18 protein-coding genes are annotated in these 15,525 nt (G+C 51.2%); 8 read left to right on the forward strand and 10 right to left on the reverse strand.

Features of this window, described 5'->3' with window-relative positions:
- Positions 1–8: 8 nt before the first annotated feature.
- Positions 9–875, forward strand: a complete 867-nt coding sequence (locus AC286M_RS31305) for a branched-chain amino acid ABC transporter permease (RefSeq protein WP_488208121.1) — start codon at positions 9–11, stop codon at positions 873–875.
- A gap of 61 nt (positions 876–936) precedes the next feature.
- Here the strand turns inward: AC286M_RS31305 and lipA are convergent, their stop codons facing one another.
- A complete protein-coding gene (gene lipA, locus AC286M_RS31310) occupies positions 937–1,863 on the reverse strand; it encodes a lipoyl synthase (RefSeq protein WP_488208122.1) in 927 nt (308 codons plus the stop codon).
- A gap of 494 nt (positions 1,864–2,357) precedes the next feature.
- On the opposite strand from lipA, the gene AC286M_RS31315 reads away from it, so the two are divergent.
- Entirely contained in the window at positions 2,358–2,903 is a 546-nt protein-coding gene (locus AC286M_RS31315; RefSeq protein ID WP_488208123.1) for a response regulator, read from the forward strand.
- 69 nt (positions 2,904–2,972) lie between these two features.
- On the opposite strand, the gene AC286M_RS31320 is transcribed toward AC286M_RS31315, so the two are convergent.
- The 3 genes from AC286M_RS31320 to AC286M_RS31330 form a co-directional block, all read right to left on the reverse strand.
- The gene (locus tag AC286M_RS31320) at positions 2,973–3,539 is read right to left on the reverse strand and encodes a GNAT family N-acetyltransferase (RefSeq protein ID WP_488208124.1); all 567 of its coding nucleotides are present in this window, start codon (positions 3,537–3,539) and stop codon (positions 2,973–2,975) included.
- A gap of 127 nt (positions 3,540–3,666) precedes the next feature.
- Complete coding sequence (locus AC286M_RS31325) at positions 3,667–3,981, reverse strand: carbon dioxide-concentrating mechanism protein CcmK (RefSeq protein ID WP_488208125.1); 315 nt, start codon at positions 3,979–3,981, stop codon at positions 3,667–3,669.
- 53 nt (positions 3,982–4,034) lie between these two features.
- Positions 4,035–4,622, reverse strand: a complete 588-nt coding sequence (locus AC286M_RS31330; protein ID WP_488208126.1) for a hypothetical protein — start codon at positions 4,620–4,622, stop codon at positions 4,035–4,037.
- Positions 4,623–4,760: 138 nt separating this feature from the next.
- Here AC286M_RS31330 and AC286M_RS31335 point away from each other — a divergent pair, with 138 nt between their 5' ends.
- Positions 4,761–5,120: a DUF7980 family protein gene (locus AC286M_RS31335; RefSeq protein ID WP_488208127.1), complete on the forward strand. Its 360-nt coding sequence runs from the start codon at positions 4,761–4,763 to the stop codon at positions 5,118–5,120.
- A gap of 112 nt (positions 5,121–5,232) precedes the next feature.
- On the opposite strand, the gene AC286M_RS31340 is transcribed toward AC286M_RS31335, so the two are convergent.
- Positions 5,233–5,634, reverse strand: a complete 402-nt coding sequence (locus tag AC286M_RS31340; protein WP_488208128.1) for a CO2 hydration-associated protein CupS — start codon at positions 5,632–5,634, stop codon at positions 5,233–5,235.
- Positions 5,635–5,667: 33 nt separating this feature from the next.
- Here AC286M_RS31340 and AC286M_RS31345 point away from each other — a divergent pair, with 33 nt between their 5' ends.
- Positions 5,668–6,192 carry a hypothetical protein gene (locus AC286M_RS31345; RefSeq protein WP_488208129.1) on the forward strand — a complete coding sequence of 175 codons (525 nt, stop codon included), beginning with the start codon at positions 5,668–5,670 and terminating at the stop codon, positions 6,190–6,192.
- A 246-nt stretch (positions 6,193–6,438) separates the two neighbouring features.
- On the opposite strand, the gene AC286M_RS31350 is transcribed toward AC286M_RS31345, so the two are convergent.
- The gene (locus tag AC286M_RS31350) at positions 6,439–7,734 is read right to left on the reverse strand and encodes a CO2 hydration protein CupA (protein ID WP_488208130.1); all 1,296 of its coding nucleotides are present in this window, start codon (positions 7,732–7,734) and stop codon (positions 6,439–6,441) included.
- Positions 7,735–7,762: 28 nt separating this feature from the next.
- Here AC286M_RS31350 and AC286M_RS31355 point away from each other — a divergent pair, with 28 nt between their 5' ends.
- Complete coding sequence (locus AC286M_RS31355) at positions 7,763–8,209, forward strand: NUDIX hydrolase (protein WP_488208131.1); 447 nt, start codon at positions 7,763–7,765, stop codon at positions 8,207–8,209.
- A 91-nt stretch (positions 8,210–8,300) separates the two neighbouring features.
- Here the strand turns inward: AC286M_RS31355 and AC286M_RS31360 are convergent, their stop codons facing one another.
- Both AC286M_RS31360 and AC286M_RS31365 read right to left on the reverse strand, forming a co-directional pair.
- A complete protein-coding gene (locus AC286M_RS31360) occupies positions 8,301–9,821 on the reverse strand; it encodes an NADH-quinone oxidoreductase subunit M (protein ID WP_488208132.1) in 1,521 nt (506 codons plus the stop codon).
- Between the two features lie 361 nt (positions 9,822–10,182).
- A complete protein-coding gene (locus tag AC286M_RS31365) occupies positions 10,183–12,045 on the reverse strand; it encodes an NAD(P)H-quinone oxidoreductase subunit F (protein WP_488208133.1) in 1,863 nt (620 codons plus the stop codon).
- Positions 12,046–12,660: 615 nt separating this feature from the next.
- On the opposite strand from AC286M_RS31365, the gene AC286M_RS31370 reads away from it, so the two are divergent.
- Both AC286M_RS31370 and AC286M_RS31375 read left to right on the forward strand, forming a co-directional pair.
- Positions 12,661–12,798: a hypothetical protein gene (locus AC286M_RS31370; protein WP_488208134.1), complete on the forward strand. Its 138-nt coding sequence runs from the start codon at positions 12,661–12,663 to the stop codon at positions 12,796–12,798.
- An 18-nt stretch (positions 12,799–12,816) separates the two neighbouring features.
- Entirely contained in the window at positions 12,817–13,353 is a 537-nt protein-coding gene (locus AC286M_RS31375) for a universal stress protein (protein WP_488208135.1), read from the forward strand.
- A 29-nt stretch (positions 13,354–13,382) separates the two neighbouring features.
- Here the strand turns inward: AC286M_RS31375 and rimM are convergent, their stop codons facing one another.
- Complete coding sequence (rimM, locus tag AC286M_RS31380; RefSeq protein WP_488208136.1) at positions 13,383–14,090, reverse strand: ribosome maturation factor RimM; 708 nt, start codon at positions 14,088–14,090, stop codon at positions 13,383–13,385.
- 212 nt (positions 14,091–14,302) lie between these two features.
- On the opposite strand from rimM, the gene AC286M_RS31385 reads away from it, so the two are divergent.
- Positions 14,303–14,911: a class I SAM-dependent methyltransferase gene (locus AC286M_RS31385; RefSeq protein ID WP_488208137.1), complete on the forward strand. Its 609-nt coding sequence runs from the start codon at positions 14,303–14,305 to the stop codon at positions 14,909–14,911.
- A 6-nt stretch (positions 14,912–14,917) separates the two neighbouring features.
- Here AC286M_RS31385 and AC286M_RS31390 read toward each other — a convergent pair whose 3' ends face one another.
- A complete protein-coding gene (locus AC286M_RS31390) occupies positions 14,918–15,376 on the reverse strand; it encodes a DUF1824 family protein (protein WP_488208138.1) in 459 nt (152 codons plus the stop codon).
- Positions 15,377–15,525: the final 149 nt, after the last annotated feature.

Raw genomic sequence — 15,525 nt, forward strand, 5'->3', positions numbered from 1 at the left:
GATTAAGCATGACGGAATTTATTCAACTGTTTGTGAATGGAATTGCGGTAGGCAGCATTATTGCCCTGGCAGCGGTAGGGCTGACGCTTACCTACGGGATTCTGCGACTGGCCAACTTTGCCCACGGAGACTTTCTCACCTCCGGTGCTTACTTTACGCTGCTGGCGAATGTACTTTTGGGGCTGAACATCTGGTTGTCCATGATTGTTGGGGTTGCGCTGACGATTGGAGCTGCATTAGTTAGCGAATACACCATTTGGAAACCGATGCGGCAGCAGCGAGCCACATCGACGACGCTAATCATTATTTCAATCGGTTTGGCCTTATTTATTCGTAATTTCATCATTTTTTGGTGGGGTGCGGGCAACCAAAACTACGATTTGCCCGTTGCCGCCGCCATGGATATTTTCGGTGTGCGGATTGCGTTTTACCGGGTGATTGTGATTGGATTGGCGATTTTGGCGATTCTGGGTCTGCACTATCTGCTGCAAAATACCAAGATTGGCAAAGCGATGCGGGCGGTAGCCGATGACATTGATCTGGCTCGCGTCTCCGGCATCAACGTGGAAAACGTGGTGATCTGGACGTGGGTTATTGCAGGTGGTTTAACAGCGCTCGGTGGCGGCATGTATGGCCTAATCACAGCCGTGCGACCCAATATGGGCTGGTTTTTGATTTTACCGATGTTTGCAGCGGTGATTCTGGGTGGAATCGGTAATCCCTACGGTGCGATCGCAGGTGCTCTCGTAATCGGCGTCGCTCAAGAAGTCAGCCTCTACTTTTTACCAACTGAATATAAGCTTGGCGTGGCGCTGTTCATGATGGTGCTGGTGCTGCTGTTCCGGCCCCAGGGGATTTTTAGAGGCACGATTTGACTGTTCCTGTTCCCATCATGCGAAAGCGGACGGCGTTGTCACGTCGTCCGCTTTCGCGTATTCAAGCTTTTTCGCCTGCATGGTAGGAACTGCGGACGAGGGGGCCAGAGCGCACATGAGTGAATCCCATCTCACGGGCGATATCACCCAGACGGTCAAATTCTTCCGGTGTCCAGTATTTCTGCACGGGTAAATGTTCCAGCGACGGGCGCATGTATTGACCAATGGTGATGCGATCGCAGTTCACCGCTCTAAGATCCTGCATCGTTTCAATCAGCTCGGCCTCGGTTTCGCCATGCCCCACCATCAGGCCGGATTTCGTGGGAATTGAAGAATCGCACTCTTTGACATAGCGGAGAACGTTGAGCGAGCGGTCATACTTGGCTCCTCGCCGAACCGGAGCCTGGAGATGGCGCACGGTTTCGATGTTGTGGTTAAAGCAAGCGGGCTGGGCGCGGGTAACGGTAAAAATGCGATCGCGCTGCGCCTGAGCGGCATCTTGTCCGCCCCAAAAGTCCGGCGTCAGTACTTCGATTTGAGTGTCGGGATTCTGCTGGCGGATGGCGTACATGGTTTGCACAAACCAGCCTGCGCCTTTGTCGTCGAGATCGTCACGAGCGACGGAAGTGAGCACTACGTAGCGCAGACCCAGTAGGCGCACCGACTCGGCCACCTTTTGCGGTTCGTCCGGATCGAGCGGCATCGGAGCATGGCCTTTATCTACCTGGCAAAAGCCACAGGAGCGGGTGCAGGTTGGCCCCATCAGCAAAAACGTGGCGGTTTTCTGGGCATAGCATTCGCCGCGATTGGGACAGCGACCTTCTTCGCAGATGGTGTGAATTTGCCGCTGTTTAATAATTTTCTGAACAGTAGAAATTTCGCTGGCTTTCCCAATCGAACGTCGTAGCCAAGTCGGCATCGACTGAATCTCAGCACGACGGAGCGCTTGCGGATCGGCTGGGGAACGAACAACAGAGGAATCTGACATGGACAGGTCTGAGTAAGACGGCATAAACGCTGAAGTGACACGTATTCACCTCAGATTCTAATCTAATCAACATCTCGCGTTGGCAACCCAAATCGGGAACGATGAGGATGGCACTGCAATACCACAACTGCGATACAACGATAGAATCACTGTTTTGGAGCGGAGCGTACAATTGAAGTCTATTAAAAAATGCGAAATTGCCTGATTCTCAGGTTCCAAAGGCCAAAGTCGAGCTAATATCTGGTGTACGAGTGAATCGCGAATCACTACAGCCTGTTAGTTTTCACGACAAAATAGGAATAATGGTGAAAGGATCACTGGTTATATACAGATTTTCCTGATGTGATGACCAAATTGCGTTTTTGCCGGATTCAGTTTTGAATCGCACTGTATCAACCAAGATCAATCTCAAACAGGATCACGCGAGATCGTCACTTTATCTTTTTCGTCTTATTGCAATCTATTCCTGACATTCAGTAGCAGAGGAGTTCATCGTGGCAGGGCACAAAATCCTAGTGATTGACGACAGCCGAGTCATTCGGATGCGAGTTCGGGACATGTTGCCGCAGGGTAATTTTGAAGTCATCGAAGCCAAGGATGGTGCCGAAGGACTCGAACTCATGCGTCAGGAACGTCCCAACCTAATCATGCTCGACTTCCTGCTACCGCGCATCAGCGGCTGGGAAGTGTTTCAAGAAATGCAGTCTGACCCCAAGCTCTACAATGTACCGCTGGTGCTGATGTCGGGTCGGAAGGAAGAAGTTACCGAAAAACTAACAGAGCCGTTTGAGTTCTTTGAGTTCATCGAGAAGCCGTTTGAGCAAAAAGAACTGGTCGGTGCCATTAAGGGCGCAATGGCCAAGGCCAAGAAGCCTCGGCCCAAACCTGCAGGTGCGGCGACAGAGGCTGCGGGTGCGGGTGCAAGTTCGGCTGAAGTCGAGGCCTTGAAGCAACAGGTTGCCAAGCTTCAAGCTGAGGTCAATGCCCTGAAGAAGCAAACGGCCCAAATTTTGGCCTTCGTCAAGAAAAAGCTTCAGTAGTCAGCTGATTGAATTGAGTGCGATCGCACATTCCCTGCAACCCGTTGAACGCTATGCACAGCGCAGCGTTTAACGGGTTGCAGTATTTGCAACTCGTTTTGCCATTAGAATATCGGGCTTACCGAAACCATTGGCATCGGGCAAGATGCCGACAATCTCAAAGCCAACTTTTTGGTAAAACTCAAATGGGTGTTGGCGAAGATTTTGAATAGTTAGCAGCCGCTCCAGCACGTTGGGGTAGAGATCAATGCCCGATATTGAAGTCAAATTCATCTCATCGTCGCTTCCCAAGTAGAGAGTGACACCACCCCGCCGCTGCACCTGCTGCTCCAAGTCCGCCACTAAACGACGCCCAATTCCCTGACGCTGATAAGCCGGATCGACCACAAGCGGGTGCAACTCCCAGCTTTTGCCGTGGTACTGAGAGATGCCGCCGATCCAGCCGATAACCTCACCGTTAACGGATAACATAATGCGGCTGATGCGATCGCACTCCAAAGACTCATGCACTTCTTCCAGCGCTGAGTCCACATCCGGCCACGCATGGGGAGCCATCTGCTGAAAGCCAGTGATCAGCAAACGCGCAGCCGCTTGAATATACTCCGGCTGATCAGGCGAAAGATCAATAATATTCATCTGCAAATATGAGGCCAGGGCAAAAAACTCTTGCCCCGACTATGCCTAAAATTAATCTTTTCTGCGAAACGCTTGCTTGGCAAGCGTTTCGCAGAAAATTGGGTTCTTATACGTGGACTTGATATAACTAGAAAACTCTAAAGGGTTCTGATTCTTCCGTGTAGTGAATCGGTAAAACTGACTCCAGATTTTCCGGCGGGTTAGGCACGATGTAGTAAGTTGTGACTTCGGCAAAATTGGGCATTGGCTCAACCGCTGCGATTCCGGCCTTGACGGCTCGCTCCACTTCGGCAACCTGGCCGCGAAATGCCACAAACTGCCGTCCACTTTCCGACCGTTCCTGACAGGCAATCGTGACGCGTCCGGCTTTCACTCCGGCATCGGCAGCAGCGAGAATGGCTGGAAACGTTTGGGTTTCAATCACGCCAACGGCAATCGGCATTGTGGTGGCTCCTTCAAGTAAATTCAGTGATTACGTTATCTGCTGATCCATTACTATACCTTGATTGCGCTGGGTTCGGTCATGGCGGCGATGATGCGATCGCAACCGGATTCCGGCTTAGCCCACTGATAGCGATAATCTTTGGGACTACCCCAGCAAAGCCCTAAATACAAATCAGTGCGGGCAATATCCAGTTCGGCCCATTCTGTATTGGCAATCAGATAATGCACCTGTTCAACTGCGATCGGTTTCGGCTCCATGTCGGCCAGCCAAAACTTCATACCCTGCGTAACCGCCCACCAAAACTCCAGAGCAGCAGCCTTTGACTGCATCAAAATCTCTTTATCACCGGGAATGGCAATCAGCTGATTGTGAATTTCGGGAATGCGAAGCGTATGATTCCCATAGCGACAGTCGCGCCAAACGATACCGGAGACACTATGCTCGCGCTGATACTCGTGGACTTGAGCGCGAAAATCTTGATAGGCAAAAACTTTACTGAGCTTATTGGTGCCAATAGCTTTGGCAATCACCGGATTATTGATTCGCTCATCTGAAGACAGCAGCACCCGCTCCCCGCGCCAGTTGGCTCGAAGCTCCTGATCCAAAATCTCAATCAATCGTTGGGTGGTATAGGTCATCAGTGGCTGCGGCGCGATGGAACCAGCGTAAGGCTGAAGCAAACGCTGTTAAACTTTGCGTTGTTGAACCTTGTACACCATCATAAAAGGGATATCCAGTTTCAAACCGTAAGTTTTGATCAAGTTCCGTTGAAAACCATGCTGAAAAAGCTCCAAAGTGGTCTATTCGTTGGTTTAGGCTACATGCTGTCGCCGCTGTCCTGGTGGAATGATCTGTTTTTTAATTTGCCGATCGCCTACATCTTTGGCTATGGGGTGAGCTGGATTCACGGGAGCTGGTTTATCCCAGGAACGATTATTGGCTACTGGATTTCCAACGTGCTGGGCATCGTGATGATGCAGTGGGGTGCAACGGATCTGTTGTTTGAGGATCGACCGCAGAATCTCAAGCGGGATTTATTGGTCGGCTTGGGCAGCTCAACCCTATATACGGCTGCAATTGTTGGTCTGGTCTATTTCCACATTCTGGAATTGCCGTCGTTTCTGACGAATTTATAACGAGCATAAATTACGCGAATGTGTAGGGGCGATGCACTTGGCCAATTCATTGCGATTTTGGCAGTAACATTTCGACCAAATGCATCACCCCTACTAGGGTGGAACCAATTCATCAACCCATCAAAATGACGTTGTCGATGACGTGAATCATGCCGTTATCAGCTTCAATATCGGCGGCGACAACGGTGGCATTTTTCACCTCAAAGTTTTCGCCGACCTTGACGCGGATGGGTGCACCTTCAACGGAAGTTAGGGTGTCTACCTTGGCGATGTCTTCGCGGCTGAGCTTGCCCATGACAACGTGATATTTGAGGATGCGGGCGAGTTGAGGTGGGTTTTCAACTAACGTTTGCACGGTGCTGGGTGGCAGCTTCGCAAAAGCATCATCGACGGGGGCAAAGACGGTAAAGGGGCCAGGGCTTTGCAGGACTTCAACCAAGTCAGCGGCTTGAACAGCAGCGACGAGGGTTTTGAAGGAATCGTTGCTAACGGCAATGTCTACAATGGTAGGCATATGTTTGTTCTCCTTATTTAGCGTTTAGCTCAAATGAAATTTGTTAGCCAACTTAGAAAAAAATTATGGATTGATTCTTCTCCTAATATCCTGGAATTCTGGGGAGCAGTTATATTTGCAACGCTGTTTGGCTCAATCTTGGGTTTAATTGCATCTCTTGGAGGGCCTATATGGACAGCAATTGGTTCATCAACTGGTTCGTTAGCTGGTGCAGTATTAGGCTTTTTCCTTACTAAGCGTGCATCTCAACTTAGGAATGAACATCAACTAGAACAGAATCAAAAAGAAAATATTTTCCTAAGAGCGGAACAAGCAATGAATGAAAATCAGAAACGTTACGAAGCAGCCGTTAAGGCTCGTAAGAGTCGAGCAGGAAGAGTCGAGCAATTTGAATGTGAGAATTTAGGCTACAACAACGCATTGGGTGGCTACCTTATGCGGAGAATACCTGATGGCTCAGTCTTTCTGGTTAGAGATCATCCCAAGCACTCGATCGCACTTGGTGAGAAAGTTTTTGTTGCCCAATCATCTGAACGACAGTTAGCGAAGTTTTTGTAAATATTTTGGAATACACATAATCCAAAGGCGGATGGTTGACGGGGATGGAGGCAAAGGAGATGTGGATGGCGGCGGCAATAAAGCCAGCCGTGATCAAAATATGGCAGAGCTGCTGCTGAGTGCGGCTTTGCAGGCCATCTAGGTCAGACAGTTGGACTGAATCAGAGTGCGATCGCAAAATTGCATTCAGTTCATCCATCCATCCACCCCTTACGCCTCACTCCTCACTCCTCTCGCCTCAATTCCCTATCGATAATCCTGAGTCTGAATATCCATCAGACGGGCCTCTGGTCGTTTAAACCGATCCATTTGGGCTTCAAAGAATTCGCGATTGGCTTTTAGGTGCTCAGGGTTTGGATCATCTAGCGGATAGAGCAGGGCGGTACGCAACGCTTGAATGACCGCCGAGGTCACGCAGTACATGGAGCGCTGGAAGCTGATGCCGAGCTGAATCAATATATCGTCTTTGCCACGACAGTGCTGCTGATACTCTTCGACCAGAAAATCGGGCAGGAAGTGCAGCATGTCCTGCATCAGCAGCGTAGGTGGAATCCCCGCAGAACCAACCGGGAAGACATCCGCGTAGAGAATGCCGTAGTGGAAATCATGCTGATCGTCAGGTACTTGGTTCAACTGGGCGTTGTAAGACTTGGTGCCCCGGAACGGTGCAGTGCGGTAGAACACCGCTTCCACGTAGGGCAGCGCCGCTTCATAGAGCCAGGTGAATCCGGCGGACTTGGGAATAATTTCGTAGCACTCGCCCTTGATGTAGACGTGGTGGTAGATGGGGCGACCCGCAACAGCAAAGATACCGTTCACGAGGAAATCCATTGCTTCCGGGACGCTGGCAATGGTGCCTTCCAGGTAGCGGTCGTACATCTCAAAAAAGACCGGAGCCATCACTTCCCAAAACAGACCCAGGTTGGCATAGTAGGACATCCGCCGCACCTGCTCCACAAACATATCGGGGAATAGCTTGTAGAGAGCCAGCATAACCGGATTGCCTTTGAAGTAGGCTTTGATGGCGCGATCGCAGTTTTGCCGATATTCGTCACTATCAAGAAAATCATTGAACCGACCGCCCATATCCTGATGCCAGAACATCGCATCCATACAGGCTTCGGCAAACTCCATATTGACGCGATCGTGCCACAGGTGATGCAGCAGCTTGGGCAGCTTGCGCTTCACTTCCCCTTTTTCCATAAACTCCAGCAGCTCGGGGTGCGCCTTGTCGGTGCCGCGCCAAATGCGGGGACTGCCGTTTTCGCCTGCGTATTGGTTGGGTCGATCTAGATACTCTTGGGGCAGGAAGTACTTAAAGAACGGCGTCGGATCGAGAAACACGTGCTCCGCAATGTAAAGCAAATCCCGCCAGTAGAAGTCCATTGGTACGGCATAGGCTTTGTAGATACCAATGATCTGCTTCAGATTATCCGGCGTGTCAGGCAGCATTGCGCCGCCAGCTTCGAGCCGATGGATAATTTCAGCATACTGGTGGGTGGATGGGGGGAGCTTGGTTGGAGTTTCGAGAGCAGTGTTCATGATTCGTTAGACGTTAAGGAGATCAACAATGGGAAAGAAGGCGAAGATTCGGGCCATTGCGCTGTGCGTGTTACGAAAGTGCGATCGCATTTTAGTTGCTAAGGGATTTGATCCGCAGAAGCAGGAGTCGTTCTATCGACCGTTGGGCGGCGGGATTGATTTTGGAGAAACGAGCCAGGATGCAGCCGTGCGAGAGATCAAAGAAGAATTGGATGTGGACATCTGTAAGCCGCAGTTGCTAGGGGTATTTGAGAACATCTTTGTCTATGAGGGACAGCCGGGACACGAAATTGTGTTTGTTTACGATGCCAAGCTGGTGGATGAGTCGCTGTATGAACGGTCATCGCTGCTGGCGTTGGAAGGAGCGCGTCAATTTGAGGCTCAGTGGGTGGCTTTGTCAGAGATTGCGGCGGGGGATGTGCCGCTGTACCCCACAGGGTTGTTAGAGATCTTGCAGGATACCCCCTCACCCTAGCCCTCTCCCACAGGAGAAGGAACAAGAAATCACCTCAATTTCCTCTGTCCGGCTCCCCTCTCCCAGTGGGAGAGGGGCTGGGGGTGAGGGCTTACCGCATCGACACTTCTAACACAGGTGCCTCAACTGTCTCCTCTGCAACCTGAGTTGCCGTCGGGACTGCTGCCACCATTGCCGTTGTTGTCGGTTCAGTCCAGCGGGTCAACCATTGGGGTTGAACGCCCAGGAACAGGATGAGGCCAGTCAATACCAGCGCCGGGAACGTCTCATCGAAGGTCACTTTCGGGAAATAGGCGATCTTGTTATCCAGCTTGCCGAAGCAGGTGCGGTTGAGCAGAATCACGAAGTACACCGCCGTCAGACCTGTACCAATCACCGCCAAAATTGTCTGCACTGGGAACTGAGCATAGCTGCCCTGAAAAACCATAAACTCGGCGATGAAACCAACTAGGCCCGGAATACCCGCACTGGCCATTGCACCCACAACCAGCAGCGCACTAATCAGCGGCAAGCCCCGAATCGGGTTCATCAACCCATTGAGAACATCCAGTTCTCGCGTGCCAACCTTGGCTTCAACCACACCGACCAAGTGGAACAGCAGCGCCAAAATCAAGCCATGCGCCACCATCTGCGAAACCGCTCCGACCGTGCTCAAAGCCGTTAGCGCGGCACCACCGAGCAGGATGTAACCCATGTGGCCGATGGAGCTGTAAGCCACCATTCGCTTGATATCTTTTTGTGCGATCGCAGCTGCCGCACCGTACAGAACGCTAACCACAGCCCAAACCGCTAACCAGGGCGAAATCTGGCTCCAGGCTTCGGGGAACAGGCTTAAACCGAACCGGAAGATACCGTATGCACCAAGTTTTGCCAGAACGCCACCCAGCAGAATCGCAACGGGAGTAGACGCGGCCACATAGGTATCCGGCAACCAGGTGTGGAAGGGAACCAGGGGAATCTTGATGCCAAAGCCAATGATGATTGCCGTCAGCAAGAGCGCTTGCAGACTAAGCGGTAGATCCTGCCCCATCAAGACTTCGTAGTTAAAGCTGGACGCACCGCTCAGCCAAACCAGTCCCAGAAATCCAGCCAGAATCATCGCGCCAGAGACAGCGGTATAGAGCAAGAACTTGGTTGCGGCATACCCCCGCTTTTCTTCACCCCAGATGGAAATCAGCAGGTAGAACGGCACCAGCTCAATTTCGTAGAACAGGAAGAAGAGCAGCAGGTTTTGGGCCAGAAACGCACCCGCGACGCCGCCACAAACCAGCAGCACTAGCGAGTAAAACAGACGGGGCCGGGGTGTATCTTTACGGCTGCTGTAGATGGCAATCCAGGTGAGGAAGGTGTTGAGTACGACCAGCACTAATGACAAACCATCAACGCCAAGTTTGTAGTCTAGCCCTAACCGATCCAGCCAAGGCAGGGTTTCCTGGAATTGAAACCCCGGATCGGCCACGTTGAAGTTGGTCAATACGGCGAGCGACCAGAGGAAGGTGATACCTGAGATCGCAAGTGCGGCTTGCCGAATCCGCTGAGTCGGGATGCTTTGGGGCAGAAAACCCAGAATCGCGGCTCCTATGATGGGTATCCAAATCAGTGTGCTAAGCATGGTTTTGGCTCGTTCAGGATATTATCGGTAGGGGCAAATACTATTTGCCCTATCAACAGGTGAGTCAAATCGTAGGTTGGGTTGAGGTACGAAACCCAACGTTTGGCTGGTATTTCGTTTCCTGTATTTCGTTCTCTATTAAATGGGTGTGAATCAAACCAGTTACTTTCTTGAGGACGCTTGCCCCCACCCCCCGCTGGGAGACGAGTCGCGTCCCCCAGGCCCACTCCGAAAAATAACCTGTTTGGTGATTAAGGATTGGGGTTGTGTAGGGGCGAATGGCTATTCGCCCTTGGGCTTCGTTACCGCGCAGACATGTAGGTTGGGTTTCGTACCTCAACCCAACTTGGGATTTTGGAGGTTACGGCACAACGGTGAGTAACAGTTGCAGTTGCTGAGAGAGGAATGTCCAGTTGACGGCGATGGTGATGACAGCGACCCAGAAGGTGATGGATAGGAGGTAAAACTGGGTGCGACCCGTGTTGCCGTACTTGAGGGTTTCGCCGCCAAAGAGGGAGGCTAGACCGACGAAGTTCACCAGACCATCGACGAAGTAGCGGTCAAACCAGTCCGTCAGTCGTGAAATCACGTCTACGCCCATGACAATGCTGGATCGATACAGCTTCGGCGTGTAGAAGTCGTAAGCCAGTAGATTACGCAACGGTTTCCAGACAATGCCGATTGGCTTTTCAATATTGGGATTGAAGTAGAGTAAAGCTGCGATCGCACCACCGTTAATGCTCGACCAGACCAGTACCAGTCCTAAATCCGTTGTCCAAGGGAATGAAACGTTCAAGGTGGCCAGCACCAGCGGCATGTGGAGGACAAAACCCACCAGAATCACAGTGGGAATCGTTTGCTCCCAGTTCACTTCAGTGGAGCGAATCGTCATCTGCTGGGGCTTGCCAGCAAAGATGAGGGCAAACGCGCGCACCATGCTGAACGTAGTCAAACCATTCGCGACGAGCAGGACACCTGACCAGACGGGGCTAATTTCCCACAGTCCATTTAAGAGTTCCATCATGGCCCAGAAGCCACCAAAGGGAGGCAGGGCGATCAAGCCCATTGCGCCGACAATAAACGCCAGACCCGTTACAGGACGACGGCTCCAGAGGCCGCCCAACTGAGTGATGTTCTGCGTGATGCAATTAATAATGATGTTACCGATGCTCATCACCAAGAGCGCCATTGCCACTGCATGGGAGAGCAAAAGGAGATAGGCCGCTTCCGTTTGCTGCGTACCGACCGCAACAAAGACCAGCCCCATAAAAGCGCTGACGGTATAGGACAGAATCCGCTTCACGTCCACCTGCGCGATCGCAATTAAGCTGCCGCCAATTGCCGTTACTGCACCAATTGCGATCGCAACTGTCGAGGCAACGGGAGATAAGACCAAAACTGGCTCCAATCGAATCAGGACCCACGCCCCGGTCGCAACGACCACCGAGTTCCGCAGAATCGTGCTGGGCAGTGGGCCTTCCATCGCCTCATCTAGCCAGAGGTGCAGCGGGAACTGAGCGCACTTACCCATTGGTCCTGCAATCAGCGCCAAACCAAGCAGCGTTGCTCCTGTGGCATTCAGTGTAGATGTTTGCGCCCAAATGGCCAGTTCATCAAAATTCCAGGTACCAGCTAAGGGATACAGCGCTAGTACACCCATGAGCAACAGCAAGTCACCAACCCGCTTGGTCAAAAACGCATCTCGCGCCCCCGTGACCACCTGCGACTGGTTGAACCAAAAGCCAACGAGCAGATACGTACCCAGCGTGAGGATTTCCAGCACGATGTAGCTGAAGAAGAGGGAATTGCACAAAATCAGCGCACACATCCCGGCTTCAAACAGCGCCATTAGCGTATAGAACCGTCCCCAAGCCCAATCCATCTGCAAGTAGCCCATTGCGTAAAGCTGAGCCAGACAGTTAAGCCCGGTTACGAGTGTGATTGCACCCAGCGTGATAGCTGACAGTTCAAAGGACAGATTCAAACTGAGATCTGCAACGGTCAGCCAGGTGAACTGAATAAACTGCGGCGGTTCATCCCACAGGACACCAAGGGCAATGGCACCATGAATGAACGCCACCAGCGTCATGATGAAATTAATGTATCCGGCAGGTCGTGGCCCCGTCCGGCGAATAATGGCGGGCGACCACAAGATTGATAACAGCATCCCGATAAAGGGATAGCTGGGAATCAACCAACTGGTTTGAGCAAGAAACTGCAACATGGGCTCTAAGATCTCTCGACAGAACTGCGCCTCTTCTCAAGCCAGGGTGCAAGAACCTACTTTCTCTAAAAGGCTTGCGATGCAAGCCTTTTAGAGAAAAATATAATTCTTCAACCTGACTTGATCATGTTCTCTATCCAACTGAAATTTCTGAACGTTTGTTGTGATGATAGTAGGATAAACAATGTCAACGCTTCACAACAAATTCGGTAGTTTCTCGGGATGGATTAGAACGCCATCTGCGATCGCAGATGGATAGAAATAAGTCAATACCTAGATAGGGTAGATTGAGTTTAGTCTATCTCTTTTAAAAGAGTCTAACGTCTCTTGCGGCTCATTCCAAGGGAATTACAGCGATTTTCCCTCTCATTTTTTTAATCAGTCTCTTAGGAATTGTTTATAGATTAAACTCTGGCCTCGCCATTTAATACATTGGCTTAACTCTATCCATGCTTTCACGTTCCGTATCTTAAAACGCCACTGATCCCCAATTCCCCATTCAAAATCGCCAATCCAAAATTTCCATCCGCCGTGACACTTCATTGCGTATGTTCACCGACCCTCGATCTTTACGAGACAATAGAAGTAGCGGTAACGTCACAGGAGGATAAGCCCATGCTGTCCATCATTTTGACGAGCCATGACGTTTTGTATCTTGCTACAAAGTTAGGAGCATTGGCTCTGGTCTTGTTTGCCTGTTGGTTGGTGCCTAAATTGCAGGCACATTATGCAGAACACCATCAGGCTCATTGATAAGCGGAGGCCATCATCATGTATAAGAAAATTTTGGCCGCGCTCGATAACAGTGCGGTTGGCGATCGCATTTTTGAACAAGCGCTGGCCATGGCTCAAGCCACTCAGGCTGAGTTAATGCTGGTGCACGGTCTATCGGGCGAAGAAGACGGTAGCCCGTTTCCCCTTCCCGCCGGAGTGGAAGCGATGTATTGGGCACCAGGGACGGAAATTAACCTCGAACAGTGGCGACAAGAATGGGAGCGCTACGAAACCGAAAGCCTCGATCGGCTGCGTCGTTTGGCTGCGATCGCAAATCAAGCGGGCGTCAATACGGAATTTCGCCAGGTGGTCGGCGTTCCAGCCAAAGCGATTTGTCAAGCTGCCCAACAGTGGGGCGCAGATTTGATTATCTTGGGCAACCGGGGTCGCTCTGGTCTCACCGAACTGCTGCTCGGCAGCGTCAGCAACTACGTCATGCACCATGCATCTTGTTCGGTTCTGGTCATCAAGCTGGGTTCACTGGTCAAATCCGAAGCAGAAGCGGCTGCGATCGCAGAAGCGGCAACCTTATAGGACTTTTGTAGGACTCTAGAGATGCAGAATCAAATATCTAGTAGTCCAGCCGGAGGATTGATCTGGATCTGGCCGTTTTCTAGATCCACAATCGGCACGATTTCTTTAACAAACGGAATGAGCACTGTCACCTCTGTGGATGCAGTTTTAGCCTTCTGCTGACGAGCCTTTGCAGCTCGGCCTTTGCGACGGGTGAAATCTCGCGTCGAGCTGGGGGCTGAGGGTGCAGATTCAGATGATACTTCCGCTGTCTCTGCCTGATCGACCGGAGAATCTAAACTGTCTGTCTCTGGCTGGGCTGCATGTCGCTTCACTTCCAGCAAATCATTGCCCGCAGAAATCATCGCCACCACGGTACCAATCGAGGTTTGGGTCATCTGATCAATCACCTCTAGCCCAATCAAATCGCTAACGTGAAACTCGTTTTCTGCCAAAAAGGGCCGATCATTGGCTGGCACGAACAGTTTTGCCCCCCGTAGCGCCTCCGCCTGAGCGCGATCATCGACACCTTGCAGCTTGACGACGTAAATGCCCTTACCTGCGATCGCACGTCCGCGTTCAAGTTCGATCGGCTCTGGCTGCGTTGTATTGGGCCGCAATAACCAGCGCGTTCCTGGCTGCTCAAACCGTTCAGGGAAATCAGAATCAGGATAGATACGGACTTCGCCTTTGAGTCCTTGGGCGGCGACAACGTGACCAATTTCGAGCCAGTCAGGTGCTTGGGAGGATGGGTTCATAGTAAGACTGTAGAGGGTTGTAGAGGGTTGTAGAGAGTTGTAAAGGCTGTAAAGGTAAAGGAGTTTGATGATAAGTCGCTACATATACGCCGTATTCTACTGCGTTGAATACCTGCCAGAGAAACGCTGCTTCTCAAAACCAGGCACAGGGCTTTAGTGTAGAATAGCCTTGCATTATTCAGCTGTTTTGTTGAATCCTGGAGTGGTGTGGGATGAAGGCTATTGACTACGTTCACGAGGGATATGTCCACGGGCGGCGGGTTCGAGTTCTGTCCAAAGCGATGGTTGAGCTGATCCCGCCCGGTGCTCGCGTATTAGACGTTGGGTGTGGAGATGGACTTGTTAGCAGCCTGATTCAGCTTGAGCGGCCTGACATCTCAATTGAAGGCATCGACGTGCTTGTGCGGGGAAAAACACATATTCCAGTCACTCACTTTGATGGGCAAAATTTGCCATACGCAGACAACTCCTTCGATGTCGTGATGTTCATCGATGTTCTCCACCACACAACCGATCCGACTGTTCTTCTCGGTGAAGCGGCTCGGGTTGCAAAGGACTGTGTGCTGATCAAAGACCACACCAAGAATGGGCTGCTAGCTGGCCCAACACTCTGGTTTATGGATACAGTCGGCAATGCTCGTCATGGAGTTGCGCTCCCGTGCAATTATTGGCCTAAGAAACGCTGGTATGAAGCCTTCCGGAATTTAAATTTAGAGATATCCTACTGGACAAACAAGGTCGCACTTTATCCTTGGTGGGCCATGTGGTTATTCGGTCGATCACTGCACTGCATTGTCCGCCTCAATAAGCAATATACCTAAGGGTGCTTACTGAAATAAGTTCAATGGAAAATGGCCGTAGGTGCCGTTGATGTCGTCTTGCTCAGAGCCATGACAGGTTACTAAGACGCCGCGTGCGGTGCCAACGTAAGGTTCTTGGTAGCACTTGCCGTTGCGAAGATTGTACTTCATGAAAACTGGGGTCTGTGTGGGATTGAGATCTGCTGGGGCTTGAATTTCAATGCCAGTTTTGAGCAAATCGGCATAGCCTAAGCCCGTTAGATAGCTGTGCAGTGCGGCTTCGCTGGCTTGGGCTGAATCGGCACAGACGCCAAAAGTTTGAAAGTCGGATTCATTTACTAAAAATTGCAGCGATCGCTGAACCTGCTCGACAATCGGTTCAGGGAGCGGCGGCAGGGTTTGAAAACAGACAAACTGATTGAGAAAACGGCGTACGGACTCAGCAGTAAGCTGTTCAGGATTAGCAAGCGGCTGGAGGTCGGCCATAGGTTTATTGGCAGGTTTAGCGACAAATTAATACGGACTCAACTGCGCTGCGATCGCAACAACTGGGATTAATAAGGATACGGGATTTTGGTTGATCTTGACCAATCTCTACCACCTATTACGCTAGTCGTCTTTCCATTCCAGGAGCG

It is taken from the genome of Thainema salinarum CENA647 (assembly GCF_057732415.1).

Excerpts from the sequence above, each read along its gene's own strand:
- AC286M_RS31305 (WP_488208121.1), top strand. The coding sequence starts at position 9 with ATGACGGAATTTATTCAACTGTTTGTGAATGGAATTGCGGTAGGCAGC.
- lipA (WP_488208122.1), bottom strand. The coding sequence starts at position 1,863 with ATGTCAGATTCCTCTGTTGTTCGTTCCCCAGCCGATCCGCAAGCGCTC.
- AC286M_RS31320 (WP_488208124.1), bottom strand. The coding sequence starts at position 3,539 with ATGAATATTATTGATCTTTCGCCTGATCAGCCGGAGTATATTCAAGCG.
- AC286M_RS31325 (WP_488208125.1), bottom strand. The coding sequence starts at position 3,981 with ATGCCGATTGCCGTTGGCGTGATTGAAACCCAAACGTTTCCAGCCATT.
- AC286M_RS31330 (WP_488208126.1), bottom strand. The coding sequence starts at position 4,622 with ATGACCTATACCACCCAACGATTGATTGAGATTTTGGATCAGGAGCTT.
- AC286M_RS31335 (WP_488208127.1), top strand. The coding sequence starts at position 4,761 with ATGCTGAAAAAGCTCCAAAGTGGTCTATTCGTTGGTTTAGGCTACATG.
- AC286M_RS31340 (WP_488208128.1), bottom strand. The coding sequence starts at position 5,634 with ATGCCTACCATTGTAGACATTGCCGTTAGCAACGATTCCTTCAAAACC.
- AC286M_RS31345 (WP_488208129.1), top strand. The coding sequence starts at position 5,668 with ATGAAATTTGTTAGCCAACTTAGAAAAAAATTATGGATTGATTCTTCT.
- AC286M_RS31350 (WP_488208130.1), bottom strand. The coding sequence starts at position 7,734 with ATGAACACTGCTCTCGAAACTCCAACCAAGCTCCCCCCATCCACCCAC.
- AC286M_RS31355 (WP_488208131.1), top strand. The coding sequence starts at position 7,763 with ATGGGAAAGAAGGCGAAGATTCGGGCCATTGCGCTGTGCGTGTTACGA.
- AC286M_RS31360 (WP_488208132.1), bottom strand. The coding sequence starts at position 9,821 with ATGCTTAGCACACTGATTTGGATACCCATCATAGGAGCCGCGATTCTG.
- AC286M_RS31365 (WP_488208133.1), bottom strand. The coding sequence starts at position 12,045 with ATGTTGCAGTTTCTTGCTCAAACCAGTTGGTTGATTCCCAGCTATCCC.
- AC286M_RS31370 (WP_488208134.1), top strand. The coding sequence starts at position 12,661 with ATGCTGTCCATCATTTTGACGAGCCATGACGTTTTGTATCTTGCTACA.
- AC286M_RS31375 (WP_488208135.1), top strand. The coding sequence starts at position 12,817 with ATGTATAAGAAAATTTTGGCCGCGCTCGATAACAGTGCGGTTGGCGAT.
- rimM (WP_488208136.1), bottom strand. The coding sequence starts at position 14,090 with ATGAACCCATCCTCCCAAGCACCTGACTGGCTCGAAATTGGTCACGTT.
- AC286M_RS31385 (WP_488208137.1), top strand. The coding sequence starts at position 14,303 with ATGAAGGCTATTGACTACGTTCACGAGGGATATGTCCACGGGCGGCGG.
- AC286M_RS31390 (WP_488208138.1), bottom strand. The coding sequence starts at position 15,376 with ATGGCCGACCTCCAGCCGCTTGCTAATCCTGAACAGCTTACTGCTGAG.